28 protein-coding genes are annotated in these 26,840 nt (G+C 64.9%); 14 read left to right on the top strand and 14 right to left on the bottom strand.

The window, feature by feature from the left end:
* Window positions 1–20: 20 nt before the first annotated feature.
* Window positions 21–869, bottom strand: a complete 849-nt coding sequence (gene trxA, locus NCR37_RS10605) for a thioredoxin (protein WP_250472954.1) — start codon at window positions 867–869, stop codon at window positions 21–23.
* Window positions 870–963: 94 nt separating this feature from the next.
* A complete protein-coding gene (locus NCR37_RS10600) occupies window positions 964–1,863 on the bottom strand; it encodes a pirin family protein (protein WP_250472953.1) in 900 nt (299 codons plus the stop codon).
* A 196-nt stretch (window positions 1,864–2,059) separates the two neighbouring features.
* On the opposite strand from NCR37_RS10600, the gene NCR37_RS10595 reads away from it, so the two are divergent.
* Window positions 2,060–2,353 (top strand): hypothetical protein, encoded by a 294-nt coding sequence (locus tag NCR37_RS10595; RefSeq protein WP_250472952.1) that lies wholly within the window; start codon window positions 2,060–2,062, stop codon window positions 2,351–2,353.
* A 184-nt stretch (window positions 2,354–2,537) separates the two neighbouring features.
* Window positions 2,538–3,419, top strand: coding sequence for an EamA family transporter (locus NCR37_RS10590; RefSeq protein WP_248320450.1), 882 nt, complete (start codon window positions 2,538–2,540; stop codon window positions 3,417–3,419).
* Window positions 3,420–3,498: 79 nt separating this feature from the next.
* Here the strand turns inward: NCR37_RS10590 and NCR37_RS10585 are convergent, their stop codons facing one another.
* Both NCR37_RS10585 and tsaE read right to left on the bottom strand, forming a co-directional pair.
* Window positions 3,499–5,019 (bottom strand): N-acetylmuramoyl-L-alanine amidase, encoded by a 1,521-nt coding sequence (locus NCR37_RS10585; protein WP_250472951.1) that lies wholly within the window; start codon window positions 5,017–5,019, stop codon window positions 3,499–3,501.
* Window positions 5,001–5,591 (bottom strand): tRNA (adenosine(37)-N6)-threonylcarbamoyltransferase complex ATPase subunit type 1 TsaE, encoded by a 591-nt coding sequence (gene tsaE, locus NCR37_RS10580; RefSeq protein ID WP_250472950.1) that lies wholly within the window; start codon window positions 5,589–5,591, stop codon window positions 5,001–5,003. Before tsaE ends, NCR37_RS10585 begins: the two co-directional genes overlap by 19 nt.
* Before the next feature lie 18 nt (window positions 5,592–5,609).
* Between tsaE and queG the strand changes: the two genes are divergently transcribed.
* Genes queG through xerD form a run of 3 tightly spaced genes read left to right on the top strand, consistent with a single transcriptional unit; the run spans window position 5,610 to window position 8,309 of the window.
* Window positions 5,610–6,869, top strand: coding sequence for a tRNA epoxyqueuosine(34) reductase QueG (gene queG, locus NCR37_RS10575; RefSeq protein ID WP_250472949.1), 1,260 nt, complete (start codon window positions 5,610–5,612; stop codon window positions 6,867–6,869).
* On the top strand, window positions 6,859–7,383 hold the full coding sequence (locus NCR37_RS10570; protein WP_250473035.1) for a methylated-DNA--[protein]-cysteine S-methyltransferase: 525 nt from the start codon (window positions 6,859–6,861) through the stop codon (window positions 7,381–7,383). The genes queG and NCR37_RS10570 overlap by 11 nt, the downstream gene beginning before the upstream one ends.
* Entirely contained in the window at window positions 7,380–8,309 is a 930-nt protein-coding gene (gene xerD / locus NCR37_RS10565) for a site-specific tyrosine recombinase XerD (protein ID WP_250472948.1), read from the top strand. Before NCR37_RS10570 ends, xerD begins: the two co-directional genes overlap by 4 nt.
* On the opposite strand, the gene NCR37_RS10560 is transcribed toward xerD, so the two are convergent.
* The gene (locus NCR37_RS10560) at window positions 8,306–9,457 is read right to left on the bottom strand and encodes an acyl-CoA dehydrogenase family protein (protein ID WP_250472947.1); all 1,152 of its coding nucleotides are present in this window, start codon (window positions 9,455–9,457) and stop codon (window positions 8,306–8,308) included. The genes xerD and NCR37_RS10560 overlap by 4 nt on opposite strands.
* 107 nt (window positions 9,458–9,564) lie before the next feature.
* Between NCR37_RS10560 and ybaK the strand changes: the two genes are divergently transcribed.
* Window positions 9,565–10,056 (top strand): Cys-tRNA(Pro) deacylase, encoded by a 492-nt coding sequence (ybaK, locus tag NCR37_RS10555; RefSeq protein ID WP_250472946.1) that lies wholly within the window; start codon window positions 9,565–9,567, stop codon window positions 10,054–10,056.
* Window positions 10,057–10,104: 48 nt separating this feature from the next.
* Entirely contained in the window at window positions 10,105–10,731 is a 627-nt protein-coding gene (plsY, locus tag NCR37_RS10550; RefSeq protein ID WP_250472945.1) for a glycerol-3-phosphate 1-O-acyltransferase PlsY, read from the top strand.
* A 61-nt stretch (window positions 10,732–10,792) separates the two neighbouring features.
* On the opposite strand, the gene NCR37_RS10545 is transcribed toward plsY, so the two are convergent.
* On the bottom strand, window positions 10,793–11,278 hold the full coding sequence (locus NCR37_RS10545; RefSeq protein WP_175944867.1) for a YajQ family cyclic di-GMP-binding protein: 486 nt from the start codon (window positions 11,276–11,278) through the stop codon (window positions 10,793–10,795).
* Window positions 11,279–11,417: 139 nt separating this feature from the next.
* Here NCR37_RS10545 and murB point away from each other — a divergent pair, with 139 nt between their 5' ends.
* Complete coding sequence (gene murB / locus NCR37_RS10540; protein WP_250472944.1) at window positions 11,418–12,452, top strand: UDP-N-acetylmuramate dehydrogenase; 1,035 nt, start codon at window positions 11,418–11,420, stop codon at window positions 12,450–12,452.
* Window positions 12,453–12,646: 194 nt separating this feature from the next.
* Here the strand turns inward: murB and argF are convergent, their stop codons facing one another.
* Window positions 12,647–13,576, bottom strand: coding sequence for an ornithine carbamoyltransferase (gene argF, locus NCR37_RS10535; RefSeq protein WP_250472943.1), 930 nt, complete (start codon window positions 13,574–13,576; stop codon window positions 12,647–12,649).
* A gap of 468 nt (window positions 13,577–14,044) precedes the next feature.
* Here argF and NCR37_RS10530 point away from each other — a divergent pair, with 468 nt between their 5' ends.
* Window positions 14,045–14,380 (top strand): DUF3579 domain-containing protein, encoded by a 336-nt coding sequence (locus NCR37_RS10530; RefSeq protein ID WP_175944861.1) that lies wholly within the window; start codon window positions 14,045–14,047, stop codon window positions 14,378–14,380.
* A gap of 143 nt (window positions 14,381–14,523) precedes the next feature.
* On the opposite strand, the gene rpsT is transcribed toward NCR37_RS10530, so the two are convergent.
* The gene (gene rpsT / locus NCR37_RS10525; RefSeq protein ID WP_159836876.1) at window positions 14,524–14,802 is read right to left on the bottom strand and encodes a 30S ribosomal protein S20; all 279 of its coding nucleotides are present in this window, start codon (window positions 14,800–14,802) and stop codon (window positions 14,524–14,526) included.
* 445 nt (window positions 14,803–15,247) lie between these two features.
* On the opposite strand from rpsT, the gene murJ reads away from it, so the two are divergent.
* Together murJ and NCR37_RS10515 are read left to right on the top strand one after the other, a co-directional pair.
* Window positions 15,248–16,798, top strand: coding sequence for a murein biosynthesis integral membrane protein MurJ (gene murJ, locus NCR37_RS10520; protein WP_250472942.1), 1,551 nt, complete (start codon window positions 15,248–15,250; stop codon window positions 16,796–16,798).
* A complete protein-coding gene (locus tag NCR37_RS10515; protein WP_175944856.1) occupies window positions 16,798–17,643 on the top strand; it encodes a SirB1 family protein in 846 nt (281 codons plus the stop codon). The genes murJ and NCR37_RS10515 overlap by 1 nt, the downstream gene beginning before the upstream one ends.
* A 40-nt stretch (window positions 17,644–17,683) precedes the next feature.
* Here the strand turns inward: NCR37_RS10515 and NCR37_RS10510 are convergent, their stop codons facing one another.
* From NCR37_RS10510 to lpxK, 5 genes are all read right to left on the bottom strand, one after another.
* Window positions 17,684–18,442 (bottom strand): 3-hydroxyacyl-CoA dehydrogenase, encoded by a 759-nt coding sequence (locus NCR37_RS10510; protein WP_250472941.1) that lies wholly within the window; start codon window positions 18,440–18,442, stop codon window positions 17,684–17,686.
* Window positions 18,443–18,562: 120 nt separating this feature from the next.
* The gene (gene adk, locus NCR37_RS10505; protein ID WP_250472940.1) at window positions 18,563–19,228 is read right to left on the bottom strand and encodes an adenylate kinase; all 666 of its coding nucleotides are present in this window, start codon (window positions 19,226–19,228) and stop codon (window positions 18,563–18,565) included.
* 284 nt (window positions 19,229–19,512) lie between these two features.
* Window positions 19,513–20,304 (bottom strand): 3-deoxy-manno-octulosonate cytidylyltransferase, encoded by a 792-nt coding sequence (gene kdsB / locus NCR37_RS10500; protein WP_250472939.1) that lies wholly within the window; start codon window positions 20,302–20,304, stop codon window positions 19,513–19,515.
* Window positions 20,305–20,314: 10 nt separating this feature from the next.
* On the bottom strand, window positions 20,315–20,521 hold the full coding sequence (locus NCR37_RS10495; protein WP_206466865.1) for a Trm112 family protein: 207 nt from the start codon (window positions 20,519–20,521) through the stop codon (window positions 20,315–20,317).
* Complete coding sequence (gene lpxK, locus NCR37_RS10490) at window positions 20,502–21,518, bottom strand: tetraacyldisaccharide 4'-kinase (RefSeq protein WP_250472938.1); 1,017 nt, start codon at window positions 21,516–21,518, stop codon at window positions 20,502–20,504. The genes NCR37_RS10495 and lpxK overlap by 20 nt, the downstream gene beginning before the upstream one ends.
* A 490-nt stretch (window positions 21,519–22,008) precedes the next feature.
* On the opposite strand from lpxK, the gene xseA reads away from it, so the two are divergent.
* The 3 genes from xseA (at window position 22,009) to NCR37_RS10475 (ending at window position 25,219) form a co-directional block, all read left to right on the top strand.
* Window positions 22,009–23,376, top strand: a complete 1,368-nt coding sequence (xseA, locus tag NCR37_RS10485; RefSeq protein ID WP_250472937.1) for an exodeoxyribonuclease VII large subunit — start codon at window positions 22,009–22,011, stop codon at window positions 23,374–23,376.
* Between the two features lie 209 nt (window positions 23,377–23,585).
* Window positions 23,586–24,167, top strand: coding sequence for a superoxide dismutase (locus tag NCR37_RS10480; RefSeq protein WP_250472936.1), 582 nt, complete (start codon window positions 23,586–23,588; stop codon window positions 24,165–24,167).
* Between the two features lie 281 nt (window positions 24,168–24,448).
* On the top strand, window positions 24,449–25,219 hold the full coding sequence (locus NCR37_RS10475) for a hypothetical protein (protein ID WP_250472935.1): 771 nt from the start codon (window positions 24,449–24,451) through the stop codon (window positions 25,217–25,219).
* Between the two features lie 281 nt (window positions 25,220–25,500).
* Here the strand turns inward: NCR37_RS10475 and NCR37_RS10470 are convergent, their stop codons facing one another.
* Window positions 25,501–26,814, bottom strand: coding sequence for a glycosyltransferase family 87 protein (locus NCR37_RS10470; RefSeq protein WP_250472934.1), 1,314 nt, complete (start codon window positions 26,812–26,814; stop codon window positions 25,501–25,503).
* Window positions 26,815–26,840: the final 26 nt, after the last annotated feature.

The raw sequence follows: 26,840 nt of genomic DNA, 5'->3' as shown, positions 1-26,840 counted from the left end.
TGTCTTCCTGCTTCGCTGTTTCAGTTCATCGCCGCGCTCAACCTGCGTCGCCAGAACGACACGAGATCCGGCTGATTCGACGCGAGCTCGAACACGGAGAGCATCGTCTTGCGGCCGACGTCGTCCATGAAACTGCGGTCGCGCTCGACGATCGCGAGCAAGTGCTCCAGCGCGCCGCCATAGTCGCGACCGGCGATCAGGCGGTTCGCGAGCGCAAAACGCGCCTCGAGATCGTCAGGGTTCGCGTTCACCGCGTCGATCAGCGCGTCGGCGGGCGGCAGCGCGGCGGCGGCTTCGGCGGCATCGATCTCGGTCTTCAGCGCGTTGTAGCGCGCGTCGATGCCTTGCGTCGTCTTCGGCGAAAGCAGCTTGTCCTCGGCCTTCGCGTCCTCGATGCGCCGTTCCGCCAGCAGCCACTCGATCAGGTCGAGCCGCGCCTCGTCGTAGCCGGGATCGAGCGCGAGCGCGGCCTTGATGCGGTCGATCGCTTCCTTGCGATTGCCGAGCGCCCACGCGTTATGCGCGGCGCGGCGTTCGGTGTCGGCGCCGCCGGGCACGAGCTTGTCGAGAAAAGCGCGCAACTGGCCTTCGGGCAGTACGCCGATGAACTGGTCGATCGGCCGGCCCTCCGCGAACGCGATCACATGCGGAATGCTGCGCACCTGAAAGTGCTGCGCGAGTTCCTGATTCTCGTCGACGTTCACCTTGACGAGCTTCCACGCGCCGCCGGCTTCCGCTTCGAGCCGTTCGAGCATCGGGCCTAGCGTCTTGCACGGGCCGCACCACGGCGCCCAGAAGTCGACGAGCACAGGGGCGAGCATCGACGCGTTGATGACGTCGTTCTCGAATGTGGCAAGAGTCGTTTCCATGCGTTTCTCCTCAAACTTGCGAGCTATCCTGAAATGTCAGATGGGGACGATCCGCGTGTGTCTCAATGCTTCTCGCGGTCGCGTGCCGCAGGTCTCATGCCTCCGGCGCGCGCTCTTCGCGGCGCGGCGGCGGCAGCGGGATGAATTCGCTTTCGCCCGGCACCTGGCCCATGCGCTGCTCGCTCCACGCGCGCTTCGCCGCTTCTATCTTGTCCCGCGAACTGGACACGAAGTTCCATTCGATGAAGCGCGCGCCGTCGAGCGGCGCGCCGCCGAGCAGCATCCCGACCGCGCCGTTCGCGCTCGCGAGCTTTGCCGCGACGCCCGGCGTCAGCACCGCCATCTGCTGCGCGGGCAGGCTTTCGCCGTCTATCGTAAGGTCGCCATCGACGAGATACACGCCGCGTTCCTCGTGCTCCGTATCGAGCGTGAGTTCGCTGCCAGCCGCGAAGTGCGCCGCGACGTAGAGCGTCGGCGAGAACGTGCGGGTCGGGGCAGTCGCGCCGAACGCCGTGCCCGCGATCACGCGCAGCGTGACGCCCGCGCGCTCGATCTGCGGCAGCGTCGCCGCGGCGTGATGCTGGAACGACGGCTCGACTTCTTCGCTCGCCACCGGCAGCGCCACCCATGTCTGGATGCCGTGCATCGTCTGGCCGGCGGCGCGCTCTTCGTCGGGCGTGCGCTCGGAATGCACGATGCCGCGCCCGGCGGTCATCCAGTTCACGTCGCCGGGAACGATTTTCTGCACTGAACCGACGCTATCGCGGTGCATGATCGCGCCGTCGAACAGATACGTGACCGTCGCGAGTCCGATATGCGGATGCGGACGCACGTCGAGGCCCTTGCCGGGCACGAGGGTTGCGGGTCCGATATGGTCGAAAAATATGAAGGGTCCGACGGTGCGTGCGGCGAGCGCGGGAAGGACGCGCCTCACCATGAGGCCGCCGACGTCGTGTTGATGAGGTTTCAACTGCGCGCGGATCGTCGAGGACATGGCAGGTCACCGGAAGGTAGAGGCGGGCGTCGGAATGGCGCACCAGAACCGCCGATTCTACCGGCGGCCGCAGACAGGCGCTCGTCCGGCGGTTCGGGCGCGCGCGCTACCCTTCACCGTTCCGTGCGGTCGCGACCGGCCGCGCATTTTGAAGCATGCGTGCAGCTTTGCGCACTCTTGATAGGAGAGGGAAACAATGAGCAAGAACAAACTGTTGATCGCCATCGCCGCGGGCCTTTTCAGTGCCACTGCCGCTACCGGCGCGTTTGCGCAGACTTCGTCGGGCAACTCGTCGGCCGCGATGGGCGGCAATTCGGGCGCGGCCGCGCAGGGCGACGCATCGACCGGCGCGGGCTCCGACATGGGCACGACCACGACCAAGAAGCACAAGTCGCACCGGCATTCGGGGCATGCGTCGGCAGGCACCAAGAAGACGCCTGCCGTCGAAACGGGCAACAACGCGGCTGCGGAATCCGGCCAGAGCAAGTAATCAGGCAGGCAGAGGTCTTTCTAACGCGCCCGAGCGCCCGCGCCCCCGAAAGCGGGCCCGGGCGCTTTTGGCATGGGCGTTCCCTAAAACCACGTTGAGCGCAGTTTTTCACAATCCTTCGCTGGTTCGCTTCGCTACACTCGTCCGATCGCTCGCATAGCGCGCACGGAACAGGGGAGCGGCGATGTCGCCAAAGGATTTGCTGATAGCAACGGTGGTTATTTTTGCTTGGGGCGTGAACTTCGTCGTCATCAAGCTCGGCCTGCATGGCGTCCCGCCGATGCTGCTCGGCGCGCTGCGCTTCGCGCTCGCCGCGACGCCCGTGTTCTTCGTCAAGCGCCCGCAGATTCCGCTGCGCTGGCTGTTCGCGTACGGCCTCACCATTTCGCTCGGGCAGTTCGCGCTGCTTTTCTACGGCATGTATGTCGGGATGCCGGCAGGTCTCGCGTCGCTCGTGCTTCAGGCGCAGGCGTTCTTCACGCTGATCTTCGCCGCGATGTTCCTTGGCGAGCGCATTCGCGCAGCGAACGTCATGGGCTTGCTTATCGCGGCGGCCGGTCTCGCGCTGATCGGCATGCGCGGCGGCCACGCGATGACGCTCACCGGCTTTCTCTTCACGCTCGGCGCGTCCGCCATGTGGGCGCTCGGCAACGTCGCGACCAAGCGCATGGGCAAGGTCGATCTGCTTTCGCTCGTCGTGTGGGCGAGCCTCATTCCGCCGATTCCGTTTCTCGTGCTGTCGCTGATCTTCGAAGGACCGGCGCGTATCGAATCGAGCCTCGCGGCCATTCCGATGGTATCGGTGCTCGCGGTCTGCTATCTCTCGTTTATCGCGACCATCGTCGGCTACAGCCTGTGGGGCAAGCTGCTCGCGCGGTATCCGGCGGCGCAGGTCGCGCCGTTCTCGCTGCTGGTGCCGGTAATTGGGCTGGCGTCGGCCGCGGTGTTTCTCGGCGAGGCGTTGAACGGCACGCAGCTGGCGGGCGCGGCGCTCGTCATGGCGGGGCTGGCGGTGAACGTGTTCGGCGGACGGCTCGTGCAGCGGTTTCTGCCCGCGGCGCGCTGAACGAAGCCGTGCGCGCCGTCCTGCGAAAAGCTGAAGCTCTGCGCGCGCCGTTGCAGCGCGCCCGAACCGTGCGCGCCGTTTACGTCATGCGGCTCTTCGCGAGCGGGGGATTCGCCGCGAAGTACCGCCTAATGCCTTTCAGAATCGCGTTGGCCATCTTGTCGCGATAGGCGTCGTCGTTCAGGCGCGCTTCTTCGTCCGGATTGCTGATGAACGCGGTTTCCACGAGGATCGACGGAATATCCGGCGCCTTCAGCACGGCGAAGCCCGCCTGCTCGACCGATCCCTTGTGCAGCTTGTTGATGCCGCCGATCTCGTTCAGCACGAAGCTGCCGTAGCGCATCGAATCGCGAATTTGCGCAGTGGTCGACATGTCGAACAGCGCGCGGTTCACGCTCGCGTCCTGCGTCTTCACGTTGATGCCGCCGACCTGATCCGACGAGTTCTCCTTGTTGGCCATCCAGCGCGCCGCCGCGCTCGACGCACCGTGCTCCGACAGCGCGAACACCGACGAGCCGCGCGCATCGGGCGTGGTGAACGCGTCAGCGTGAATCGACACGAACAGGTCTGCGCCGACGCGCTGCGCCTTCTGCACGCGCACGTTGAGCGGCACGAAGAAGTCGGCGTCGCGCGTCATCATGGCGCGCATGTTCGGCTGGGCGTCGATCTTCGCGCGCAGCTTCTTCGCGATGTCGAGCGCGATGTGCTTCTCGTACGTGCCCGCGCCGCCGATCGCGCCGGGGTCTTCGCCGCCGTGACCGGGATCGATTGCCACGGTCAGGAGGCGCGTCGTGGCGGCGCGGTCCTGCTTGGGCGCGGAGAACGCGTAGCGGCCGTCGTCATCGTCGTCGTTCTTCTTCGCGATGACGGGCGGCACGGCGACGGGCGGCACGCGCGGTTTGACTGCTGGCGGTGCTTTCGCCGCGTCGTCCGGAAGATCGTTGCCCGCGTATTTTTGAAAGAACTCGTCCGTGGAGTCGTGCGCGAGCGGTTTCTGCGCCGTGGCCGGGCCCGAGAGCGTGGCGGGCGGCGGCGCGGACGGATTCGGATTCGCGCGATCGAACGCTTCCTGCTTGTGCTCGGTCTGCGCCAGCAGTTCCATCAGCGGATCGGGCGCGACGGCCGGATACAGATCGAACACGAGCCGATACTTGTAGCTGCCGATCGGCCCGAGCGTGAAGACCTGCGGCTTCACCGAGCCCTTGAGGTCGAACACCATGCGCACTACATGCGGCTGATACTGGCCGACGCGCACCGCCTGAATCTGCGGATCGTTCGGCGTGATCTTCGAGACGAGGTCTCGCAGCGCCTGATCCAGATCGATGCCGTTCAGATCGACGACGAGCCGGTCCGGTCCCTGAAGCAGTTGATTGCTGTTCGTGAGCGGCTGGTCGGATTCGATTGTCACGCGCGTGTAGTCGCGCGCCGGCCACACGCGCACGCCGAGCACGGAGCTCGCGTGCGCGAGCTTCGGGCCGACGAGCGCGAGCACCAGCGTCGAAGCGCCCGCGCGCAGCACCTGACGCCTGCGCCAGTTGTGCGGCGCGCTCGCGCTCGATTCGATCGAGTGGAACGGCTTGATCAGCATCTTTCGAGACATGTCTTTCCTGTTTCGCTAAACGCCCGCGCGGTCAGCACGCGGCCTTCTTCTTCGTTCGTCTGCGTCGTTGGTGTGCTGGCGTGAGAAAGCGTCAGCGCGAACACGAGGTCCGGCACGCCGAGCAAGCCGCCCGCTTGCTGCGGCCATTCGACGAGACACACCGCGCCCCGGTCGAAATATTCGCGAAAGCCGGCATCGGCCCATTCGGCCGGATCGGCGAAGCGGTACAGATCGAAGTGATAGACATCGAGCGGGCCGCCGGGCGCATCGAGCGAATAGGGCTCGACGAGCGTGTAAGTCGGACTCTTCACGCGGCCAGCATGACCGAGTGCGCGCAGCGTCGCGCGCACGAGCGTTGTTTTGCCCGCGCCGAGATCACCGATCAACTGGACCTGCAAGCCGTGGAATGGTTCGGACGAGGCCGGGTCGCGCGTGTCTTCGCGCGTATCGATGATCGCCTGCGCGAAACGTCCGCCGAATGCGAGCGTCGCGGCTTCATCGCGCAACTCGAAGCGGCGTTCGATGAGCGCGGCGGGCAGATCGGGCGTCGATGGTGCGGGGTTCTCGGGCATTGCTCGTAAAATAGAGTGATGAACCGTCTGCCGGACCACTCCACTGAAGTCACTGAAATCACGACAGCGACGAGCGCCGCCGCCGTCGAGTCGCGCGCCTTGCATTCGTTAGAAAACGACGAGGCTGCGCTGGCGGAGCTCGCGCAGCGCATCAGGGCGTGGGGGCGCGAGTTGGGATTCGGTGCGGTCGGTATCAGCGATATCGACCTGACGGATGCCGAGGAAGGCCTCGCCAATTGGCTCGAAGCAGGCTATCACGGCGAAATGGATTATATGGCCAAACATGGGATGAAACGCGCAAGGCCGGCCGAGCTTGTGGCCGGCACGCGACGGGTCATCACGGCGCGCATGGCTTATCTTCCCGCTGCGACGCTCGCGCAAACGGGCGATGAAAGTGTCGCGACAGCCGATGGTCAGAAGAACGACTGGCGCGCGGTCGAATGGAAGCGGCTCGCCGATCCTTCGCAGGCCGTGGTGTCCATCTACGCGCGTGGCCGCGACTATCACAAGGTCATGCGCAACCGCTTGCAGCAACTCGCCGAGCGAATCGAAAGCGAGATCGGGCAGTTCGGGCACCGCGCGTTCACGGACTCTGCGCCCGTGCTCGAAGTGGCGCTCGCGCAGAAGGCGGGCAACGGCTGGCGCGGCAAGCACACGCTGCTGCTCGACCGCGATGCCGGATCGCTCTTCTTCCTCGGTGAGGTTTATGTCGATCTGCCGTTGCCTGTCGACCCGGAAACCGAGCACGACGGCGCGCATTGCGGCCAGTGCACGCGCTGCGTCGGCGCGTGTCCGACGGGCGCGATCGTCGCGCCGTATCGCGTCGATGCGCGGCGCTGCATCTCGTATCTGACCATCGAATTGCATGGCAGCATTCCAGAGGAGATGCGCCCGCTGATCGGCAATCGCGTCTACGGTTGCGACGACTGCCAGCTTGCGTGTCCGTGGAACAAGTTCGCGCAGGCCGCGCCGGTCGCGGATTTCGACGTGCGTCACGGGCTGGATCGCGCGACGCTCGTCGAACTGTTCTCGTGGACCGCCGACGAGTTCGACACGCGGATGCAGGGCAGCGCGATTCGCCGAATCGGCTACGAGCGATGGCTGCGCAATATCGCCGTCGGCATGGGCAATGCGTTGCGCTCGCCGTTGGAAGGCGAGCAACGCGCGGCGGTCATCGAAGCATTGCGAGGGCGCGCGGACGATCCGTCCGCGATCGTGCGCGAGCATGTCGGCTGGGCGCTGAAGCAAGGAGAAACGCATGAAGAGCATGCTGTCTGAAGTCGGTTTTCGCGCGATGGACTCGACCGCACGGCCGACGCGCCAGTTCGACGCGGTCATCGACGCGCCGTTCGGCAAAGTGGGCATCCGCGCGGAGAATCAGGCGGTGCGCGAGATCGTCTATCTGCCGGCGCATGTCGAGAGCATCGAAGCCCATGCGCCGCTCGTGCAGGAAGCCGCCTATCAGATTCGCCGCTACTTCGAGACGCCGTCGATGCGCTTCGATCTGCCACTCGCTCCCGGCGGCACCGCGTTCCAACAGCGCGTGTGGCGCGGCATCAGCGAAATCGCGGCGGGGCAAGTCTGGACTTACGGACAACTCGCGCGTGAAATTGCCAGCTTGCCGCGCGCGGTCGGGCAGGCGTGCGGCTCCAACCCGCTGCCGATCGTGATACCGTGCCACCGGGTCGTCGCGGCGGGCGGAATCGGCGGATTCGCGCATCATCCGGGCGATGGCTTTTTCCGTGACGTGAAGCGCTGGCTCTTGGCGCATGAAGGTGTATCCATCGCATGACGAGCGCAACCACTGAGGCACTCGACACGCCCGAGCTGACCGCGAGCAGCGACGCCATCGACCTGTTCTGCGATGCGTTGTGGCTCGAACACGGGCTCGCCAAGAATTCGCTCGATGCCTACCGGCGCGACTTGCGGCTCTTCGCCGAATGGCTCGCGAAGACGCGCGGCGCGTCCATCGACACGGCCACCGAAGCGGACATGAACGGCTACATGGCCGCGCGCCGCGGCGACAAGGCGACCTCCGCGAACCGGCGTCTGTCGGTCTTTCGCCGCTATTACGCGTGGGCGATGCGCGAACATCGAGCGAGCGCCGACCCGACGCTCAAGCTGCGTTCGGCGAAGCAGCCGCCGCGTTTTCCTTCGACGCTCAACGAATCGCAAGTCGAAGCCCTGCTGCACGCGCCCGATATCGAGACGCCGCTCGGCCTGCGCGACCGCACCATGCTCGAACTGATGTACGCGAGCGGCCTGCGCGTGACCGAACTCGTCACGCTGAAAACCGTCGAAGTCGGCCTGAATGAAGGCGTGGTGCGCGTGATGGGCAAGGGCTCGAAGGAGCGCCTCGTGCCGTTCGGCGAAGCGGCGCATGATTGGCTGATGCGCTATCTGCGCGACTCGCGCCCGGCGCTGCTCGGCCCGCGCGCCGCCGATGCGCTCTTCGTCACGGCGCGCGGCGAAGGCATGACGCGCCAGCAGTTCTGGAACATCATCAAGCGTCATGCGCTGAACGGCGGCGTGCACGCGCCGCTTTCGCCGCACACGCTGCGTCACGCGTTTGCGACGCATCTGCTCAATCACGGCGCGGACTTGCGCGTGGTGCAACTGCTGCTCGGGCACTCGGACATTTCGACGACGCAAATCTATACGCACGTCGCACGTGAACGCCTGCAGAAGCTGCACCGCGAGCACCATCCGCGCGGCTAGATGTCCGCGCCGCGCATGAGTCCGCGCGCGATGATGACCTGCTGAATCTGCGACGTGCCCTCGTAGAGCCGGAAGAGCCGCACATCGCGATAGAACCGCTCGATGCCGTACTCCGCGATATAGCCCGCGCCGCCGTGGACCTGCACCGCGCGGTCCGCGACCCGCCCGCACATCTCGGTGGCGAAATACTTCGCGCACGACGCTTCGATGGACACGTCGCGGCCCTCGTCGCGACGGCGCGCGGCGTCGAGCACCATGCATTCGGCGGCGTACAGTTCGGCTTTGCTATCGGCGAGCATGCCCTGTACGAGCTGGAATTCCGCGATCGGCTGGCCGAACTGACGACGTTCCATCGCGTAGGCGAGGGCGTCGCGCAACATGCGCTTCGCCGCGCCGACCGCGACCGCCGCGATGTGAATGCGGCCTTTGTCGAGCGTTTTCATGGCCGTCTTGAAGCCGACGCCTTCCACGCCGCCGATCAGTTGACCGGCGTTCACGCGGCAGTTCTCGAAGATCACGTCGCTGGTATGCGCGCCGCGCTGGCCCATCTTGCGGTCCGGCTTGCCGAGCGACAGCCCCGGCGTATCGCGCTCGACGATGAACGCAGAAATGCCGCTCGCGCCCTTTGCGTCGCTGGTGCGGGCCATGACGGTGTAGATGCCCGCTTCCGGCGCGTTCGTGATGTAGCGCTTGGTGCCGTTGAGCACGTACGCGTCGCCGTCGCGCTGGGCCGTGGTTTTGAGCGACGCGGCGTCCGAGCCCGAATCCGGCTCCGTGAGGCAGAACGAGCCGATCAGCTCGCCCGCCGCGAGCTTCGGCAGATAGTGCGCTTTTTGATCCTCGGTGCCGTCGAGCAGAATGCCGATCGACCCGATGCCGTTGTTCGTGCCGATCACCGAACGAAATGCCGGCGACGTCTGCCCGAGCTCGAACGCGATACGCACTTCCTCTTCCATGGTGAGGCCGAGGCCGCCGTATGCTTCCGGAATGGTGAGGCCGAACATGCCGATCTCGCGCATGGCAGCAATCAGGTCGGCGGGAATGGCGTCGGTTTCGTCGACTTCGGCCTCGCGCGGCACGAGCCTCTCGCGCACGAAGCGGCGAATAGTGTCTTCCAGCAGCGTTTGAGTTTCGGCGTCGCGGATCATGGCAAGGTCCTGTCGTGAGTCGAACGATCGTACGACATCGGGAGGCGCTGCACCACTAGGCCGAATGGCCGATGGTGAGCGGCATTCCGCGCCGCTACAATGCGTCCATGTCGAAAATCAAACACGTCTCCGAGACGCCTGCGACGCAATTCCTGCGCCGTCACAAGGTGGCGTTCGGCGAGCATCCGTACGATTACGTCGAGCATGGCGGCACCGAGGAATCGGCGCGGCAGCTTGGCGTGGACGAGCATCGCGTGGTCAAGACGCTCGTGATGGAAGACGAGCACGCGAAGCCGCTGATCGTGCTGATGCACGGCGACCGCACCGTGTCCACCAAGAATCTCGCGCGGCAGACCGGCGCGAAGCGCATCGAACCGTGCAAGCCGGAGGTGGCGAACCGGCACTCCGGCTATCTCGTCGGCGGCACGTCCCCGTTCGGCACGAAGAAGGCGATGCCGGTGTACGTCGAATCGAGCATTCTGGAGCTGGACACCATCTATCTGAACGGCGGCCGGCGCGGCTATCTGGTAAGCCTGAATCCCGCCGTGCTGACCGAACTACTCGGTGCCAAGCCCGTGCAGTGCGCGAGCGTCGATTAGAATGCTGACCGCGCTTTGGCCCAGACTCGCTACGCTTAAAGAGAACACATGATTGATCTGATCGTCGCCGTCGTGTCCTATCTGATCGGCTCGATTTCCTTTGCCGTCGTCGTCAGCGCGGCGATGGGACTCGACGACCCGCGCTCCTACGGCTCGGGCAATCCCGGCGCGACCAACGTGCTGCGCACCGGAAACAAGCGCGCGGCCATCCTCACGCTGATCGGCGACGCCTTCAAGGGCTGGCTTCCGGTATGGCTCGTCACGCACTTCAGCGCGCGCTTCGGGCTCGATGCAACGGGGCTCGCAACCTGTATCGCGCTGTCGGCCATCGCCGTATTCCTCGGGCATCTATACCCGATCTTCTTCAAGTTTCAGGGCGGCAAGGGCGTTGCGACGGCCGCGGGCGTGCTGCTCGCCATTCATCCGGTGCTCGGGCTCGCGACGCTCCTGACGTGGCTCATCATCGCGTTCTTCTTCCGCTATTCGTCGCTCGCGGCGCTCGTCGCTGCCGTGTTCGCGCCGTTCTTCCAGGTGTTTCTGTTCGGGCCGAGCCGCATCTCGCTTGCCGTGCTTGCCATGAGCGCGCTCTTGATCTGGCGGCATCGCGCGAATATTTCGAAGCTGCTGGCGGGCAAGGAAAGCCGCATTGGCGACAAGAAAAAGGCAGTGCAGTAAGCAACAAAAAAGCCGTTCCGGCATTGCGCGGGACGGCTTTTTCGCTTCGGGCTCGCGAAAATCAGTCGCGGAAGTTGTTGAAGTCGAGCGGCGTATCCGTCACTTCTTTCTTCAAGAGCGCGATGGTGCTCTGCAAATCGTCGCGCTTCGCGCCTTGCACGCGCACGGCATCGCCCTGAATGCTCGCCTGCACCTTGATCTTGCTGTCCTTCACGATCTTCACGACCTTTTTCGCCAGATCGCCCGACACGCCTTTCTTGATGGTGACCACCTGCTTCAGTTTGTCGCCGCCGATCTTTTCCTGCTTGCCGTAGTCGAGAAAGCGCACGTCGACGCCGCGCTTCGCGAGCTTCGACAGCAGCACGTCCTTCACCTGGCCGAGCTTGAAGTCGTCGTCGGCGTAGAGCGTGAGTTCCCGCTCTTTCTGCTCGACGCGTGAATCCGAACCCTTGAAGTCGAAGCGCGTCGAGATCTCCTTGTTGGACTGCTCGATCGCGTTCTTCACTTCGATCATGTTTGCTTCGCTGACGACGTCAAACGATGGCATCTGTCTTCCCCTTCTTCGTTAGGCGAGGGCGGGCGCGGCACGCGCACTCGCTATAATCACGGACCTGACGTCATTCTACCGACGCGCTTTGGTTTTCCCCAAGGCCGCTTCCATTCCAGCATTCGCCACGCGGTTCCTCATGTCCGACGCCTTCTTTCCCGCGCCCGCACTCCTCGCGGATTACTCGCTGCGTCCGCACAACACCTTCGGCTTCGATGTCCGCGCGCGTCACGCGATGAAGATCGATAGCGTCGAAGCCGCCGCTGCGCTCGCCGCCGACGCGCGGATCGCTAACATGCCTCGCCTCGTGCTCGGTGGCGGCAGCAACGTCGTGCTGACGCGCGACTTCGAGGGCGTCGCGCTCGTCGTCGGCATCATGGGCAAGCGCGTGATCGGCGAGGACGACGACGCGTATCTGGTCGAAGCCGGCGCGGGCGAGAACTGGCACGACTTTGTTGCGTGGACGCTTGCACAGGGCATGCCGGGCCTCGAAAACCTGGCGCTGATTCCCGGCACCGTGGGCGCCGCGCCGATCCAGAACATCGGCGCATACGGCCTCGAAATGGGCGAACGCTTCGAGCGGCTTCATGCCGTCGAGCTAGCGACGGGCGCGCGAGCCGAATTCGACCGCGATGCGTGTGCGTTCGGCTACCGGGACAGCTTCTTCAAGCGCGCGGGGCGCGGGCAGTTTCTGATCACGTCAGTGGTATTCCGGCTGCCGAAAGCGTGGACGCCGCGCGCCGAATACGCGGACGTCGCGCGCGCGCTGGAAGGCGCGTCGGCATGCAATGCGCAAGCCATCTTCGACGCCGTGATCGCCGTGCGTCGCGCGAAGTTGCCGGACTGGACGGTGCTCGGCAACGCGGGCAGTTTCTTCAAGAATCCAGTTGTCAGCGCCGAAGCGTTCAAAGCGTTGCGCGCGCGGGAACCGGGCGTCGTTTCGTACGCGCAGCCGGATGGCAGCGTGAAGCTCGCGGCGGGCTGGCTGATCGACCAGTGCGGGTGGAAGGGGCGCGGCATCGGCGGGGCGGCGGTGCACGAGCGGCAAGCTCTCGTGCTCGTGAATCGCGGCGGCGCGACCGGCGCGCAAGTGCTCCAACTCGCGGAAGCGATCAAAAGCGATGTGCTCGCGCGCTTCGGCGTCGATCTGGAGATGGAGCCGGTCGTCGTCTGAAGAAACGAACGCCGCCGGATTGAGCATCGGGCGGCGTTTTTGTGACCAGCAGGTTTTGCAACTCGTACGACCGACTCGGGAGAATCGGCGCGCGCGCTCGGCGTCGATTTGAAGAAAGGAGCCGGTCGTCGTCCAAATGACAAGCGCCGTCGAACGCTGGAATCCGGCGGCGCGTTGATGCGAAGAAGCCCGCGTCAGTGGTTCAGCTTGCCGAGCAGCAGATATTCCATCAGCGCCTTCTGCACGTGCAGGCGGTTTTCCGCCTCGTCCCACACGACGCTCTGCGGCCCGTCGATCACTTCCGCGCTCACTTCCTCGCCGCGATGCGCCGGCAGGCAATGCATGAAGAGGGCATCGGCGTTGGCGCGCGCCATCATGTCGGCATCGACGCAATAGTCCGCGAACGCCTTCTTGCGCGCCTCGTTCTCTGCTTCGAAACCCATGCTCGTCCACACGTCCGTGGTGACGAGATCAGCGCCCACGCAGGCTTCGTTCGGATCGGCAAATTCCTCGTAGAACGGCGCGCTCTCAGGCGCCACCAGCGCGCGATCCAGCTTGTAGCCTTCCGGCGTGGACAGACGCAGCTTGAAGCCGAGAATCTGCGCGGCTTCGATCCACGTGTACAGCATGTTGTTGGCGTCGCCGACCCACGCGACAGTCTTGCCGTGAATCGGCCCGCGATGCTCGTAATACGTGAAGATGTCCGCCAGCACCTGGCACGGATGGTATTCGTTGGTCAGCCCGTTGATGACCGGCACGCGCGAATTCTCCGCGAACCGCTGGATGATGTCCTGCCCGAACGTGCGGATCATGATGATGTCCACCATGCGCGAAATGACCTGTGCCGCATCCTCGATCGGCTCGCCGCGCCCGAGCTGCGTGTCCCGCGTGCTCATGAACACCGCGTGACCGCCCAACTGGAAGATGCCCGCCTCGAACGAAAGGCGCGTGCGCGTCGAGTTCTTCTCGAAGATCATCGCGAGCGTGCGGTCGTGCAGCGGATGGTACGTCTCATAGTTCTTGAACTTGCGCTTCAGAATGCGGGCGCGCTCCAGCACGTACTCGTAATCGTCGAGCGAAAAATCCTTGAACTGAAGATAGTGGCGAATTTTCTTGGCGGTCATGAAACGCAAGCAGCGGCTTCGAACCGGGTGCGCGACTGCCGGAAGACGTCGCTCGACCGGACGGCGCCGCCATCGGGAGTGGGTTGGCGTTCGAGCATAAAGGATTTTGCGAGGTTTGACGAGGCGGCGGAAAGGCCGATAGACAGGCGCGCGAGCCTGTGTGCGCTGCGGAAACAGGGGGGCTGCGGTATAATTGCCGGCGCTTGTTTCAACAACTCTGCAACACTCAGTAACGCTCAGCACCGTTTCACGCGCATGGTCGGCGTTGGCTCGCAAGAGTCCGCTCGGTGTTCTTTTGCGCTTGCGATCTCTTCGTGCTGCCGAGTCCGCCATCCAGTCGCGGGCGCGGGCGGTCCTCTTCGGACCGCTGGCCAAGCGCCGCCCGGCGCTCGTGCCGGCCGGCGCCGTCGCCGCGTCAAGCGTGTGCATTCGCCGGTGCCGCCACCGGCCGACAAAAGGTATTGCTACATGGCTGAATCATCCCCTACCGAGTACTTCATACAAGGCATCACCAAGAGCGGGAGGAAGTTTCGGCCGAGCGACTGGTCGGAGCGCCTGTGCGGTGTCATGTCGGGCTTCGGGCCGAAAGCAAAAGGGCCGAACGCGCGCCTGCAATATTCCATCTACGTGCGCCCGACCATGATCGGCGACATCAAGGTCGTGATCGTCGATTCGCGCCTGCGCGACATCGAGCCGATGGCCTTCGACTTCGTGCTGAACTTCGCGAAGGACAACGATCTCGTGGTGACCGAGGCGTGCGAACTGCCGCCGCATCACGGCACGCAGACGCAGCAGCGTCGCTAGACTGAAAAGCCGCACGTCGGCAGCAGGACGCAAAAAAGCCCGCGCAAGCGGGCTTTTTCGTTACAGCGCAGCGGAAACAGGAAGCCGTTCCGGCGAGCGCGCGATTTTTGAAAACCGCGGCGCCCGCCGAAAACGAGCCGGAATTACTGGGCTGCGGGAGCCTGCAGACCCTTGATGGCTGCAGCCAGGCGGCTCTTGTGACGAGCGGCCTTGTTCTTGTGGATGATCTTCTTGTCCGCGATGATGTCCATCGTCTTGACCGACGACTTGAACACTTCGGCGGCCTTGGCCTGATCGCCGGCTTCGATAGCCTTGCGAACTGCCTTGATGGCCGTGCGGAACTTCGAGCGCAGCGCCGAGTTGTGCGAGTTGGCCTTGGCGGCCTGACGGGCGCGCTTGCGAGCTTGTGCGGTATTTGCCATGACGGTTCCTTATCCTGTTTCTGCTGTTACTTGTCGGAGCGGGCTTCACCTTCTGACCCGGCGGGTCGGAAGCGGTGATCGACGCGCGCTGCCTTTGATCTGAAATTCCGGGAAGCGATTGAACGGTTAAGCCATTCGCCCGGAAACCTGAGACGCCCAAGCTGGACGCCTTTGGAACACTGCCGACAGAGCCGGAAGTCGCGAAAAGCACGCCGGCGCTTCAAGTCTGACTTCCGCCGGATTTCCGTTTCGGGCGCAATTTCGCCAGAACCGGCCGTCGAAACCCGCGATTATAGCAAGCGAAGACGAGAAATGACAAGCGCGACGGCGTCGGCGGCAGGCCGTGCCCGCGCCGCCACGAATTTGGTGCAATCCGTCATTCTCGCGGCGTTGCGCGCCAGCGTGACCGGAGCGCGTCACCCTCGGCCCGTATAATAAGCGCCCCATGAATCTATTCCGAGCCCTCCTGACGGTCAGCGGCTTCACGCTGCTGTCGCGCGTGACCGGCCTGATCCGCGAAACGCTGATCGCCCGAGCCTTCGGCGCCAGTCTCTACACCGACGCGTTTTACGTCGCGTTCCGCATTCCGAACCTGCTGCGGCGTTTGTCCGCGGAAGGCGCGTTCGCCCAGGCGTTCGTGCCCATCCTCGCCGAGTTCAAGAACAGCAAGGGTCACGATCCGACCAAGGCGCTCGTGGATGCCATGTCGACCGTGCTGAGCTGGGGCCTCGTCGTGCTGTCGCTCGCCGGCATGGCGGGCGCGGGCTGGGTCGTGTTCGCGGTCGCGTCGGGGCTCAGGCACGACGGCGCGGCGTACGGCCTCGCCGTGGAGATGACGCGGATCATGTTCCCGTACATCATCTTCATTTCGATGACGACGCTCGCCTCGGGCGTGCTCAACACGTACAAGCAGTTCTCGCTGCCCGCGTTCGCGCCGGTGCTGCTGAACGTGGCGTTCATCTTCGCGGCGGTGTTCGTCGCGCCGCACATGAAAGTGCCGGTGTACGCGCTCGCCTACGCGGTGATCGCGGGCGGTCTGCTGCAATTCCTCGTGCAACTGCCCGGCTTGAAGAAGATCGACATGATGCCGGCTGTCGGCCTGAACTTCCGGCGCGCGCTCGCGCATCCGGGCGTCAAGCGCGTGCTCGCGAAGATGGTGCCCGCGACGTTCGCGGTGTCGGTCGGGCAACTGAGCCTCATCATCAACACGAATATCGCGTCGAATATCGGGCAGGGCGCGGTGTCGTGGATCAACTACGCCGACCGGCTGATGGAATTCCCGACCGCGCTGCTCGGCGCGGCGCTCGGCACGATCCTGCTGCCGAGCCTGTCGAAAGCGCACGTCGACGCCAACGCCGACGAATATTCCGCGCTCCTCGACTGGGGATTGCGCATCACGTTCCTGCTGGCCGCGCCGAGCGCGGTCGCGCTTTTCTTCTTCGCCGAGCCGCTCACCGCGACGCTTTTTCACTACGGCAAGTTCGACGGTCATTCGGTCGTGATGGTCGGCCGCGCGCTGTCGGCGTACGGCATCGGCCTTGTCGGGCTGATTCTCATCAAGATTCTCGCGCCTGGTTTCTACGCGAAGCAGGACATCAAGACGCCGGTGAAGATCGCCGTCGGCGTGCTGATCATGACGCAGGTGAGCAACTACATCTTCGTGCCGATTTTCTCGCACGCGGGGCTGACGCTTTCCATCGGCCTCGGCGCGCTCGCCAACGCGCTGCTGCTTTTCATCGGACTGCGCCGTCGCGGGATCTATCAGCCGTCGGCGGGCTGGACTCGCTTTTTCGTGCAGTTGATCGGCGCGTGTCTCGTGCTCGCAGGCGCGATGCACTGGGTGTCGGCCAATTTCGACTGGATCGCCATGCGCGCGACACCCTTCGCACGAATCATGCTGCTCGGAGCTAGCCTGGTTGTGTTCGCGGGACTGTATTTCGGTATGCTTTCCGCAATGGGCTTCAAATACGCTTACTTCAAGAGACGAGCGCATTGATGACGACGACGCGTATCCTCGACTATTTTTCGGCCCTCATGGCCGACGACGAGAGCCTTCCGCTCACGGAGGCCGCGCTGTCGCTCGCGCAGGACGCCTATCCGGACGTCGACATGCAGGCGGTGCTCGCGGAACTTGACGAACTGGTGGTGCGCGCGCGTCGTCGCATGCCCGAGGACGCGGATGTCAAACAGCGCGTCGAGGCGCTCAATCGCTATTTCTTCCGCGAGCTGGGTTTCTCCAGCAACCTGAATGACTACTACGACCCGGACAACAGCTATCTGAACGCGGTGCTGCGCCGTCGGCGCGGCATCCCGATTTCGCTCGCCGTCATCTATCTGGAAATGGCCGAGCAGCTTGGCTTGCCGGTGCAGGGCGTGTCGTTTCCGGGGCATTTCCTGTTGCGCGTCGCGACGCCCGGCAGCGATCTCATGCTCGATCCGACCACCGGCCAGTCGCTCTCCGAAGCGCAGATGGTCGAAATGCTGGAGCCGTATGTGCAGCGCGTCGGCGAATCGATCGGCAGCGCGTTGCGCGTGCTGTTGCAGCCCGCGACGCGTCGCGAAATCGTCGCGCGGATGCTGCGCAACCTCAAGAGCATCTATCTTCAGACGGAGCGTTGGCAGCGTCTGCTTGCCGTGCAGCAGCGTCTGGTGATCGCGCTGCCGGACAGCATCGAGGAAGTGCGCGACCGCGGCTTCGCGTACGCGCGGCTGGATTACTTGCGGCCCGCGCTCGAAGACCTTCAGCGTTATCTGGAAGACCGCCCCGACGCGGTGGATGCGACGGTCGTCGAGTCAGAGCTACACGACTTGAGGCTGCGCACGCAAGAAAACGGAGACTGAGATTCAAGCGCAAAACGGCGGACTCATCCGCCGTTTTGGCTTATTTCGGCTGCATGCGGATCGCGCCGTCGAGGCGGATCACTTCGCCGTTGAGCATCGGGTTGTCGAAGATCTGCTTGACCAGCATCGCGAATTCGTCCGGCTTGCCGAAGCGGGAAGGGAACGGCACCATCGCTCCGAGCGCCGTCTGCACGTCGGGCGGCATGCCGAGCAGCATCGGCGTTTCGAAGATGCCCGGCGCAATCGTCATCACGCGAATGCCGCTGCGCGCGAGATCGCGTGCGATCGGCAGGGTCATGCCTACAACGCCGCTTTTCGATGCCGCATACGCCGCCTGCCCGATTTGCCCGTCGAATGCCGCGACCGACGCCGTATTCACGATCACGCCGCGTTCGCCCGCGCCGTTCGGCTCGTTCTTCGACATCACGTTGGCCGCGAGCCGGATCATGTTGAACGTGCCGATCAGATTGACCGCGACGACCTTGCTGAAAAGGTCGAGCGGGTGCGGGCCGTCGCGCCCGACCGTCTTCGATGCCGGCGCGATGCCCGCGCAGTTCACGAGGCCGCGCAGCGTGCCGAGCTTCGTCGCGGCATCGACGGCGCGTTGTCCGTCTTCTTCGCGGCTCACGTCGCACTTCACGAACACGCCGGACAACTCACGCGCAAGCGCTTCGCCCGCGGCTTCGTTCATGTCGGCGATCACGGGCTTGCCGCCATTGCCCGCGACGACGCGCGCGGTCGCCGCGCCCAGACCCGACGCGCCGCCCGTAATCAACACGACGTTGTCTTTCATCTCCATGTGTCTTCTCCTTGTAGTGTGGCCCTCGCGGGCGACGCGTCGATTGTAGCCAACGCGTTGCCGCGAGCGCGCATAAAAAAACCCGCTCGTTCGGAGCGGGTTTCTTGGGTGACCGGCTGCTTACTTCAGCGCAGCGAACACGCGATCGCGGATTTCATCGACACTGCCGGAACCCGAGATGCGCCGGTATTGCGGCGCCTTCAGGCCGTCTTCGGTCGCGCCCGACTTCGCCCAGTCGTTGTAATACGCGATGAGCGGCTTCGTTTGCGCTTCGTACACGTCGAGACGCTTGCGCACGGTCTCTTCCTTGTCGTCCTCGCGCTGGATCAGCGGCTCGCCGGTCACGTCGTCCACCATGTCGTTCTTCGGCGGATTGAACGTGATGTGATACGTGCGCCCCGACGGCGCATGCACGCGACGCCCGCTCATGCGGGTGATGATCTCGTTGAAGGGCACGTCGATTTCGAGCACGTAGTCGATCACGACGCCCGCGCTCTTCATGGCTTCCGCCTGCGGAATCGTGCGCGGGAAGCCGTCGAACAGATAGCCGTTGGCGCAGTCGCTTTCCAGCAGCCGCTCCTTTACCAGATTGATGATGAGCAAGTCCGGCACGAGTTCGCCCGCGTCCATGTAGCGTTTCGCCTCGACGCCGAGCGGCGAGCCCGCCTTGACGGCCGCGCGCAGCATGTCGCCGGTGGAAATCTGCGGAATGCCGAATTTCTCCTTGATGAAGTTTGCCTGGGTGCCCTTGCCCGCGCCGGGTGCGCCCAACAGGATCAACCGCATGGTGATATCTCCGAATCGTCTAGAAACCGCTGGCGCGAGGTTCGTGACTACCGGCGGCGACGCTCGGGCGGCGTCGACGACAGGCGGCGCGGCCGATTCGACAGGCAGCGCGGCACCCGCGGACAGCGGCGCAACGTTGAGCGTGGCGCTGACCGGAAGGCTCGCGCAATCGCTTGATTATGCCACGCCTCATTACGATCGCGGCCCTGATAGCGATTATGGAAACCGCTAAGACGCCCGTCGCGCGGGCGTTTGGCGGGGTATACACCGGTTGCGCGATGCTTTCAGTTCGCGCGCGGGAAAAGCGCCTGCACGCGCGCGAGGTCCGCGGGCGTATCGACGCCGGGCGGCGGCGCGTCTTGCGTGACAAGCACCGCGATACGCTCGCCGTGCCACAGCGCGCGCAGCTGTTCGAGGGCTTCGGCCGCTTCGAGGGGCGCCTGAGCGAGCTTCGGGAAGTCGCGGAGAAACTTCGCGCGATAGGCGTAGAGGCCGATATGCCGGAGCACGTTGTCCGGCACGGCGGGCAGCGCGGACAGCGCGGCGACGTCGGGCCAGTGCGGCTGCCACGCATCGCGCGACCACGGAATCGGTGCGCGAGAAAAGTAGAGCGCGACGCTTTTCGCATCCAGCGCGACCTTCACCACGTTCGGATTGAAGACGTCGGCGGGATCGTGGATCGGATGCGCGGCCGTCGCGATCGCGCATTCGCCGTGAGCGGAGAGATGCGTGGCGACATTGCGCACGAGTTGCGGGTCGATCAGCGGTTCGTCGCCCTGAACGTTCACGACGATGGTCTCGTCGCTCCAGTTCAGGCGCGTGGCGACTTCGGCGAGGCGGTCTGTGCCGGTCGGGTGATCGGCGCGCGTGAGCATCACTTCGATGCCGTGATCGCGCGCCGCTTCGACGACGAGATGGGAGTCCGTCGCGACGAGCACGTGACTCGCGCCCGACTCGCGCGCCCGCTCGGCGACGCGCACGACCATCGGTTTGCCGCCGAGATCGGCGAGCGGCTTGTTCGGCAGCCGCGTGGACGCGAGTCGCGCGGGAATGACGGCGATGAACGGCACGGACATGACGATGACTTCAGAGGTCGCCGACAGGCTTGAGCGGCGTGACGGGCGTGCCTTCGACCGTCTGCCGCGCTTCGTCCACGAGCATTACCGGAATGCCGTCGCGAATGGGATACGCGAGTTTGTCCGCGTTGCAGACGAGCTCCTGTGCCGCGCGGTCGTAGTTGAGCGGGCCCTTGCAGATAGGGCAGACGAGGATTTCAAGCAGACGTGCGTCCACGGAGTTTCTCCACAACGAGAGCGATGAGGCGAGGGCTGAGCACGGCTTGCACGGGAACCACCCAGATGCGCGCGTCGCGCCAGGCTCCGAATTTTACTGCATCCTTTTCCGTGATCAGGATCGCGTCGGCTTCGACCGAGGCGAACGGATTCTCGCGGTACGCGTAGTGATCGGGGAAGGCGCGCGTCGTCGGCGCGATGCCCGCCGCGCGCAGCGTCGCGAAAAAGCGCTCGGGCGAGCCGATGCCCGCCGCCGCGACCACTTTCTCGCCGGCGAACTGCGCAAGCGGCCGGCGCACCGAGGGATCGTCGAGCAGCCACGCGTCGCCGGGTTCGAGATCGAGCGCAAAGGTGTTCGGCCACGGCGGCAGCGTGCGGTCGTAAGGACTGTTGACGAGCGTGGCATCGCGATGACGCGACATCGGCTCACGCAGCGGACCCGCGGGCAGCAGGAAGCCGTTGCCGCCGAGCCGGTCGTCGAACACGACGAGTTCGAACACGCGCGCGAGGCGATAGTGCTGCAGGCCGTCGTCGCTCACGATCACGTCGACATTCGGATGCGCGTTGAGCAAAGCGCGCGCGGCGGCGACGCGGTCCGGACAGACGAACACGGGCGCATGCGTGCGGCGCGCGATCAAAAGCGGCTCGTCGCCGACCTGCGCGGCGATGCTCGCGGGCGTGACGCTCGTCGGCTCGGCGACCTTCGCGCCGTATCCGCGCGATACGACGCCCGGCTGGAAGCCCGCCGCGCGCAGCGCCTCGACGAGCGCGATGACGGTCGGCGTCTTGCCCGTGCCGCCGACGGTCACGTTGCCGACGACCACCACCGGCACGCCGACATCGACGCGCTTCATCCAGCCCACGTCGAAGAGCGCGCGGCGCGTCGCGGCGATCGCGCCGAAAACGCACGCAAGGGGCGTCAGCGCCCACGCGACGCCGCCGCGCCGACGCCATTCGCGGGCGAAGAAGTTTTCGATCGGCGGCTTGAAGTCAGACATGGACCGCCTTCGCGCGGACGGCATTCAATGCGCAGTAACGCGGGAACGATGTCGGGTACGGCAGGGCGCGCAACGGCAACTCCTTCTTTTTCGGTAGGCGTTGAACGGTTCGACCGGCGGTGCGCGTTCAAAGGTCCAAAGCGACCTCGGAACCGCGCGAGCCGGTGCACGACCCGGCACTCTAGCGCGCGAACGCGCTCTTCGCCAGTCGGCGCGGCCGTTCGCGGCGCGGATACAAACTGTGGATAACTCTGTGAAGAACGTGGCGTTCAAAAAGGCGAAATCCGCTTCAGGAAAGAGTTGCTTCGGGAAATCGCCTTGCTTGCTGCAAGAAGACACGTCGAATCAAGGACTTGCTACGAACTCGCGGGCGTCCGACGGGCGCGCGGAGGCGGCATCGGTAACTTCTTCTGTGTGGACACTTGCTACACTGGCGGGGCCTTGCCAGGCGGACCGCGCCGGGCGACGCGCCTTTCATCCGATCCGAACCATGACTCCCGAATCCTTGCCGACGCCAGGCGGTGACGCCGTCATCCCCGTTTCCGTGCTCAACCGTGCGATCGGCACGATGCTGGAGCGGTCGTTTCCGCTCGTCTGGGTATCGGGCGAAGTGTCGAACTTCACGCGCGCCGCGAGCGGCCACTGGTACTTTTCGATCAAGGACGCCAACGCGCAGATGCGCTGCGTGATGTTCCGAAGCCGCGCGCAGTACGCCGAGTTCGTGCCGCGCGAAGGCGACAAGATCGAAGTGCGCGCGCTCGTCACCCTGTACGAGCCGCGCGGCGAATTGCAATTGAGCGTCGAAGCGGTGCGGCGCACGGGGCAGGGGCGCCTGTTCGAAGCCTTTCTGCGGCTCAAGGCGCAACTGGAGAGCGAAGGCCTCTTCGCCGCCGAGCGCAAGCGCGCGCTGCCGACGCATCCGCGCGGCATCGGCATCGTCACGTCTTTGCAAGCCGCCGCGTTGCGCGACGTGCTGACGACGCTCGCGCGCCGCGCGCCGCACGTGCCGGTGATCGTGTATCCGGGGCCGGTGCAGGGCACGGGTGCGGGCGCCAAACTCGCGGCGATGGTCGAAGCGGCCAACGCGCGGCGCGAAGTTGACGTGCTGATCGTGTGCCGCGGCGGCGGGTCCATCGAAGACTTGTGGGCGTTCAACGAGGAAGTGCTCGCGCGTGCAATCGCGGCGAGCGAACTGCCGGTGGTGAGCGGCGTCGGCCACGAGACGGATTTCACCATCGCCGATTTCGCCGCCGATGTCCGCGCGCCGACGCCGACCGGCGCGGCCGAACTCGTCAGTCCGCAGCGCGTGCTGTTGCTGCGCGAGCTCGATCATCGTCATGCGGCGCTCGCTCGCGCCTTCGGACGCACGATGGAGCGTCGCGCGCAGCAACTCGACTGGCTCGCGCGCAGGCTCGTGAGTCCTGCCGAGCGCCTCGCGCGGCAGCGCGTGCATCTGCGGCAACTCGCGAGCCGTCTCGCAACAGCCGGCGCGCGGCCCGCGCGCGATGCCCGCGCGCACTTCGCGCTCCTGCGGTATCGCTTCGAGCGCAGGCGGCCGGATGTCTCCGCGCAAGCCGAGCATGTGCTGCGGCTCGCGCAGCGCATGAAAGGCGCGAACGAGCGCCGTCGCGAGCGCGAGAAAGCGTGCGTGTCGGAGCTGGCGGCGCGCTTGCAGGTGCTCAGCCCGCAGCGCACGCTCGAACGCGGGTATGCCGCGCTCATCGACACGCAGACGGGCCGGGCGCTGCGCGCGCCGAACGCGCTCAAGCCCAAGCGCGCGCTCACGGTTCACCTTGCGCAAGGCTCGGCGGATGTCGTTCTTGCCGACGTGCAGCCGCGTCTGTCCGACGAATTCTGACGCGTTTCGCGCTTCGCTCCACGGCGTAATTTCGACGTGGCGCGAAGCGCGGCCGCGAGCACTTTTTACGCCGCTTTTGGCGGTAGGAAAGCGATCTTCCTCATAAAGGCGGGCGGTTTGCGGGGTTATCCCAACTCGCCTACAATCCATTGCTCCACTGCTTCACTCCTCACAGTCCCACAATCCACATAGAAAGGAAGCTCGCAATCATGGAACATACGCTCCCGCCGCTGCCGTTCGACAAGAACGCGCTTGCTCCGCACATGTCGGAAGAAACGCTCGAGTTTCACTATGGCAAGCACCACCAGACCTATGTGACCAAGCTCAACGAGTTGATCAAGGGCACTGAATTCGAGAACATGCAGCTCGAAGAGATCGTGAAGAAGTCGTCGGGCGGCGTGTTCAACAACGCAGCTCAGACGTGGAATCACACGTTCTTCTGGAACAGCCTGTCGCCGAATGGCGGCGGCGCTCCGACCGGCGCGCTGGCCGACGCGATCAATGCGAAATACGGCTCCTTCGACAAGTTCAAGGAAGAGTTCGCGAAAGTCGCCGTGGGCACGTTCGGCTCGGGCTGGACGTGGCTCGTGAAGAAGACCGACGGCTCGCTCGATATCGTCTCGACGAGCAACGCCGCGACGCCGCTGACCACCGACAGCAAGCCGCTCGTCACGCTGGACGTGTGGGAGCATGCGTACTACATCGACTATCGCAATGCGCGTCCGAAGTTCATCGAGGCATTCTGGAACATCACGAACTGGGACTTCGCTTCGAAGAATTTCGGCGCGTGAATGGATGATGGGTTGTCGCCGAGGTGACAACCGGCTGTGCCGGACAGCAAGTCCGATCAGCGGTCCAAAGATAAAGCCCTCCGTGCGAGGGCTTTTTCTTTTGACTTGAGAGATACGACGGGCGTCGACGTTCGCGAGTCTTCGCGCCGCTTGCCGCGAAGCCAGAGAAAACGCTTCGCTGGCTCGCCCGATTAAAGTTTCCCAGCGCTCTTCCGTTATTTCATTGTCGGCATCCGTCGAGAGCGGCGGCCTGTGCTCACTCTGAAGACAATGAACTCGCCATGAAACTCGTATCGAAACTGTGCCTGCTCGCTCTGCCCATCCTCGCCGCATGCGGCGGCGGCGGCGGCGACGACAAGACCTGCGTGTCGGATCTCAGCAATCTGACCAAATCCTGCGTTCCCAAAACGTCTCACGCATTGCCCGAAGGCCTCTGGTACGGGTCGGCGAATTCGTCGCAGTCGTTCGCGGCGCAGACCATCGTGCTGGAAACCGGACAGTACTACAGCATCTACACGCAGGGCGGCTCGTTCGTCTGGATGATCGAGGGCATCATGACGGCCACCGACGGCGCGTTCTCCGACGCCGCGACGGTCGGCTTCCACAACCTCGGCGCCATTCGCGCAGGCACGTTGACGGGCAACTTTACGACGAAGAGCGCGCTTTCCGCCACGACGAGTCTCTTCGTGACGCCCGACACGACCGCCACCGCCTTCAACGGCAACTACAACGCAACCTACGACACGCCGCTCGCCTTGAGCGATGTCGCGCGTACGTGGACGAGCGGCTCGGGCTTCAACCCCATCTCGACCATCACCTTCGCCGCCGACGGCACGGCCAACGGCACGCAAAGCGCCTGCACGTTCACGGGCAGCTTCAAGCCACGCGCAACGGGCAAGCATCTGCTCGACGGCACGTTGAACTTCAGCGGCGCGTTGTGCGGTCTCAACAACGTGTCGATGCCCGTCGAAGCGACGGTCGTGAATGGCTTGCTCACGGTGGTCGGCGTGACGCCGCAGCGGGACCAGGCGTTCTATCTGGCGGCGCAGTAAGTGTGGTTTCGTTGCGGGCCGAGAGGCGGTGCACGCTAGACTAAAGCCCGGCTGACCGCGACGCAACGAAGGCCGCCGCGAGCGGCCTTTTTTGATTCTCTGGAAGATGAACGGCCAAACGCATCGCCACAAGAGGCCGATCATGCGTTCATCCGCGCCCGCCCGATAAAATAGCGGTCTTTTCCTGCACCACCGCTTCATCATGAAACGCTTCGCTGCCCTCTGCGCCGCGGCGTGGACTTCCGCCGCGCTGCTTTACTTCGGACGCCATTCTGCCGCGCTCATCGTGATGTCGGGTGTGCTGGCGCTGGCGGCGTTCGATCTTCTGCGCCCGGAATCGCACGAAAACGCGTGACGACGCCGGTCGGGAAGTATCGCGCGACCAGCAGCGCATACAGCAGCCATACCGCAACCGTATAACTCGCGCCGCGCGACGCGAACGCCATCACCGCAATCGCCAGGCTCGCTAGCAGCAATTCGACTCGCGGCGCGACCCGCGACAGCCGCGCGCCGGGCCGCTCGAATGCCGTGCCGAACAGAATGCACACCGGGATCAGCGCGACGACCAGATGCACCGGCTCCAACATCGGGGATGCGACGAGCATCGTCATCGTGGCGAGCGCGAAGTCGATGCGACGGTCCGCGTGGCGCCGTGTCACGAGCACCACGGCCAGCGCGCAGACGACCGAGGCGGTGGCAATCCATACCGCGCCGAGCATCGGCTGAGACGCGCTGAGGCCGGCGCTCTCCAGCACCGTTTGCAGGCCGCCGCGCAGTGCAACGTTGATCGGCGCGCCGCCGAGCATGAGGTTCTGCGCATTGAGGCGCGGCATGTCGGATACGACGTAATGCCAGATCGCATGAAAGCCGAGCAGCCACGCCGTGATCGCGGTCAGCACGACGGAGGTACCGAACGTGAAGAGGGCAGTGCGCCATTCGCGTCGCAAGAGCAGAAGACCCGCAATGGCGATGGGCGTCACCTTCAGCGCGATCGCCGCGCCGAGGAACACGCCCGCGAGCCCGCGATTGCCGCGATCGATGAAGAAAAACGTCGCCGCGAGCAGGAAGAACAGCAACTCGTTCGACTGGCCCCAGTACACATCGTCGAAGAAAGGGCGGCTCAAGAGCGCGAGCGCGACGATCAGCAGCACGACGCCGCGGTCCGCGCCCCGATACGCGAGCTTCGCGACCATCGCGACGCCCAGCGCGAACAGCATCAGCGATGCTCCGACCCACACGGCCTTCGCCGCGAGCGGCGAGAGCGCGCCGAGCGGCGAGAACAGCCACGCGAATTGCGGCGGATACGCATAGAACACGTCCATGCCGGTATCGCGGGCGCCGATCGAGCGCATGAACGCGACGAGGCCCGCGTGGTCGTAGAGCACCGTCGCATCGGCAGGATGACGCAGCACGGTCGTGAACGCGTACAGGTAGTAGTTGAAATCGCTGAACGCATTCGCGCGATCGGCGCGGAACTGCGCATAGACGTGCGGCACGCGCGCCGCGATCATCGCCAGTGCAACGACGATTAGCGCCGTCGAAATCGCGCCGAGGCTCGGCGCGGACTTGCCCGTGGCAGCCCGTGAAGTCAGCATGACAGTTCCCCGAAACGACTCTTTTA

This window comes from Caballeronia sp. GAFFF1 (genome assembly GCF_023630705.1).
Classification (GTDB): Bacteria; Pseudomonadota; Gammaproteobacteria; order Burkholderiales; family Burkholderiaceae; genus Caballeronia.
This window is presented reverse-complemented; position numbering and strand designations above follow the sequence as displayed.

What these genes read in the sequence shown, in the direction of transcription:
- NCR37_RS10545 (WP_175944867.1), bottom strand. Translation starts at nt 11,278, where the DNA reads ATGCCATCGTTTGACGTCGTCAGCGAAGCAAACATGATCGAAGTGAAG.
- NCR37_RS10570 (WP_250473035.1), top strand. Translation starts at nt 6,859, where the DNA reads ATGCTGTCTGAAGTCGGTTTTCGCGCGATGGACTCGACCGCACGGCCG.
- NCR37_RS10595 (WP_250472952.1), top strand. Translation starts at nt 2,060, where the DNA reads ATGAGCAAGAACAAACTGTTGATCGCCATCGCCGCGGGCCTTTTCAGT.
- ybaK (WP_250472946.1), top strand. Translation starts at nt 9,565, where the DNA reads ATGTCGAAAATCAAACACGTCTCCGAGACGCCTGCGACGCAATTCCTG.
- xseA (WP_250472937.1), top strand. Translation starts at nt 22,009, where the DNA reads ATGACTCCCGAATCCTTGCCGACGCCAGGCGGTGACGCCGTCATCCCC.
- lpxK (WP_250472938.1), bottom strand. Translation starts at nt 21,518, where the DNA reads ATGTCTGACTTCAAGCCGCCGATCGAAAACTTCTTCGCCCGCGAATGG.
- NCR37_RS10590 (WP_248320450.1), top strand. Translation starts at nt 2,538, where the DNA reads ATGTCGCCAAAGGATTTGCTGATAGCAACGGTGGTTATTTTTGCTTGG.
- argF (WP_250472943.1), bottom strand. Translation starts at nt 13,576, where the DNA reads ATGACCGCCAAGAAAATTCGCCACTATCTTCAGTTCAAGGATTTTTCG.
- adk (WP_250472940.1), bottom strand. Translation starts at nt 19,228, where the DNA reads ATGCGGTTGATCCTGTTGGGCGCACCCGGCGCGGGCAAGGGCACCCAG.
- NCR37_RS10600 (WP_250472953.1), bottom strand. Translation starts at nt 1,863, where the DNA reads ATGTCCTCGACGATCCGCGCGCAGTTGAAACCTCATCAACACGACGTC.
- trxA (WP_250472954.1), bottom strand. Translation starts at nt 869, where the DNA reads ATGGAAACGACTCTTGCCACATTCGAGAACGACGTCATCAACGCGTCG.
- NCR37_RS10585 (WP_250472951.1), bottom strand. Translation starts at nt 5,019, where the DNA reads ATGTCTCGAAAGATGCTGATCAAGCCGTTCCACTCGATCGAATCGAGC.
- NCR37_RS10480 (WP_250472936.1), top strand. Translation starts at nt 23,586, where the DNA reads ATGGAACATACGCTCCCGCCGCTGCCGTTCGACAAGAACGCGCTTGCT.
- NCR37_RS10510 (WP_250472941.1), bottom strand. Translation starts at nt 18,442, where the DNA reads ATGGAGATGAAAGACAACGTCGTGTTGATTACGGGCGGCGCGTCGGGT.
- xerD (WP_250472948.1), top strand. Translation starts at nt 7,380, where the DNA reads ATGACGAGCGCAACCACTGAGGCACTCGACACGCCCGAGCTGACCGCG.
- NCR37_RS10530 (WP_175944861.1), top strand. Translation starts at nt 14,045, where the DNA reads ATGGCTGAATCATCCCCTACCGAGTACTTCATACAAGGCATCACCAAG.
- tsaE (WP_250472950.1), bottom strand. Translation starts at nt 5,591, where the DNA reads ATGCCCGAGAACCCCGCACCATCGACGCCCGATCTGCCCGCCGCGCTC.
- kdsB (WP_250472939.1), bottom strand. Translation starts at nt 20,304, where the DNA reads ATGTCCGTGCCGTTCATCGCCGTCATTCCCGCGCGACTCGCGTCCACG.
- queG (WP_250472949.1), top strand. Translation starts at nt 5,610, where the DNA reads ATGAACCGTCTGCCGGACCACTCCACTGAAGTCACTGAAATCACGACA.
- rpsT (WP_159836876.1), bottom strand. Translation starts at nt 14,802, where the DNA reads ATGGCAAATACCGCACAAGCTCGCAAGCGCGCCCGTCAGGCCGCCAAG.
- NCR37_RS10560 (WP_250472947.1), bottom strand. Translation starts at nt 9,457, where the DNA reads ATGATCCGCGACGCCGAAACTCAAACGCTGCTGGAAGACACTATTCGC.
- NCR37_RS10515 (WP_175944856.1), top strand. Translation starts at nt 16,798, where the DNA reads ATGACGACGACGCGTATCCTCGACTATTTTTCGGCCCTCATGGCCGAC.
- murB (WP_250472944.1), top strand. Translation starts at nt 11,418, where the DNA reads ATGTCCGACGCCTTCTTTCCCGCGCCCGCACTCCTCGCGGATTACTCG.
- murJ (WP_250472942.1), top strand. Translation starts at nt 15,248, where the DNA reads ATGAATCTATTCCGAGCCCTCCTGACGGTCAGCGGCTTCACGCTGCTG.
- NCR37_RS10475 (WP_250472935.1), top strand. Translation starts at nt 24,449, where the DNA reads ATGAAACTCGTATCGAAACTGTGCCTGCTCGCTCTGCCCATCCTCGCC.
- NCR37_RS10470 (WP_250472934.1), bottom strand. Translation starts at nt 26,814, where the DNA reads ATGCTGACTTCACGGGCTGCCACGGGCAAGTCCGCGCCGAGCCTCGGC.
- plsY (WP_250472945.1), top strand. Translation starts at nt 10,105, where the DNA reads ATGATTGATCTGATCGTCGCCGTCGTGTCCTATCTGATCGGCTCGATT.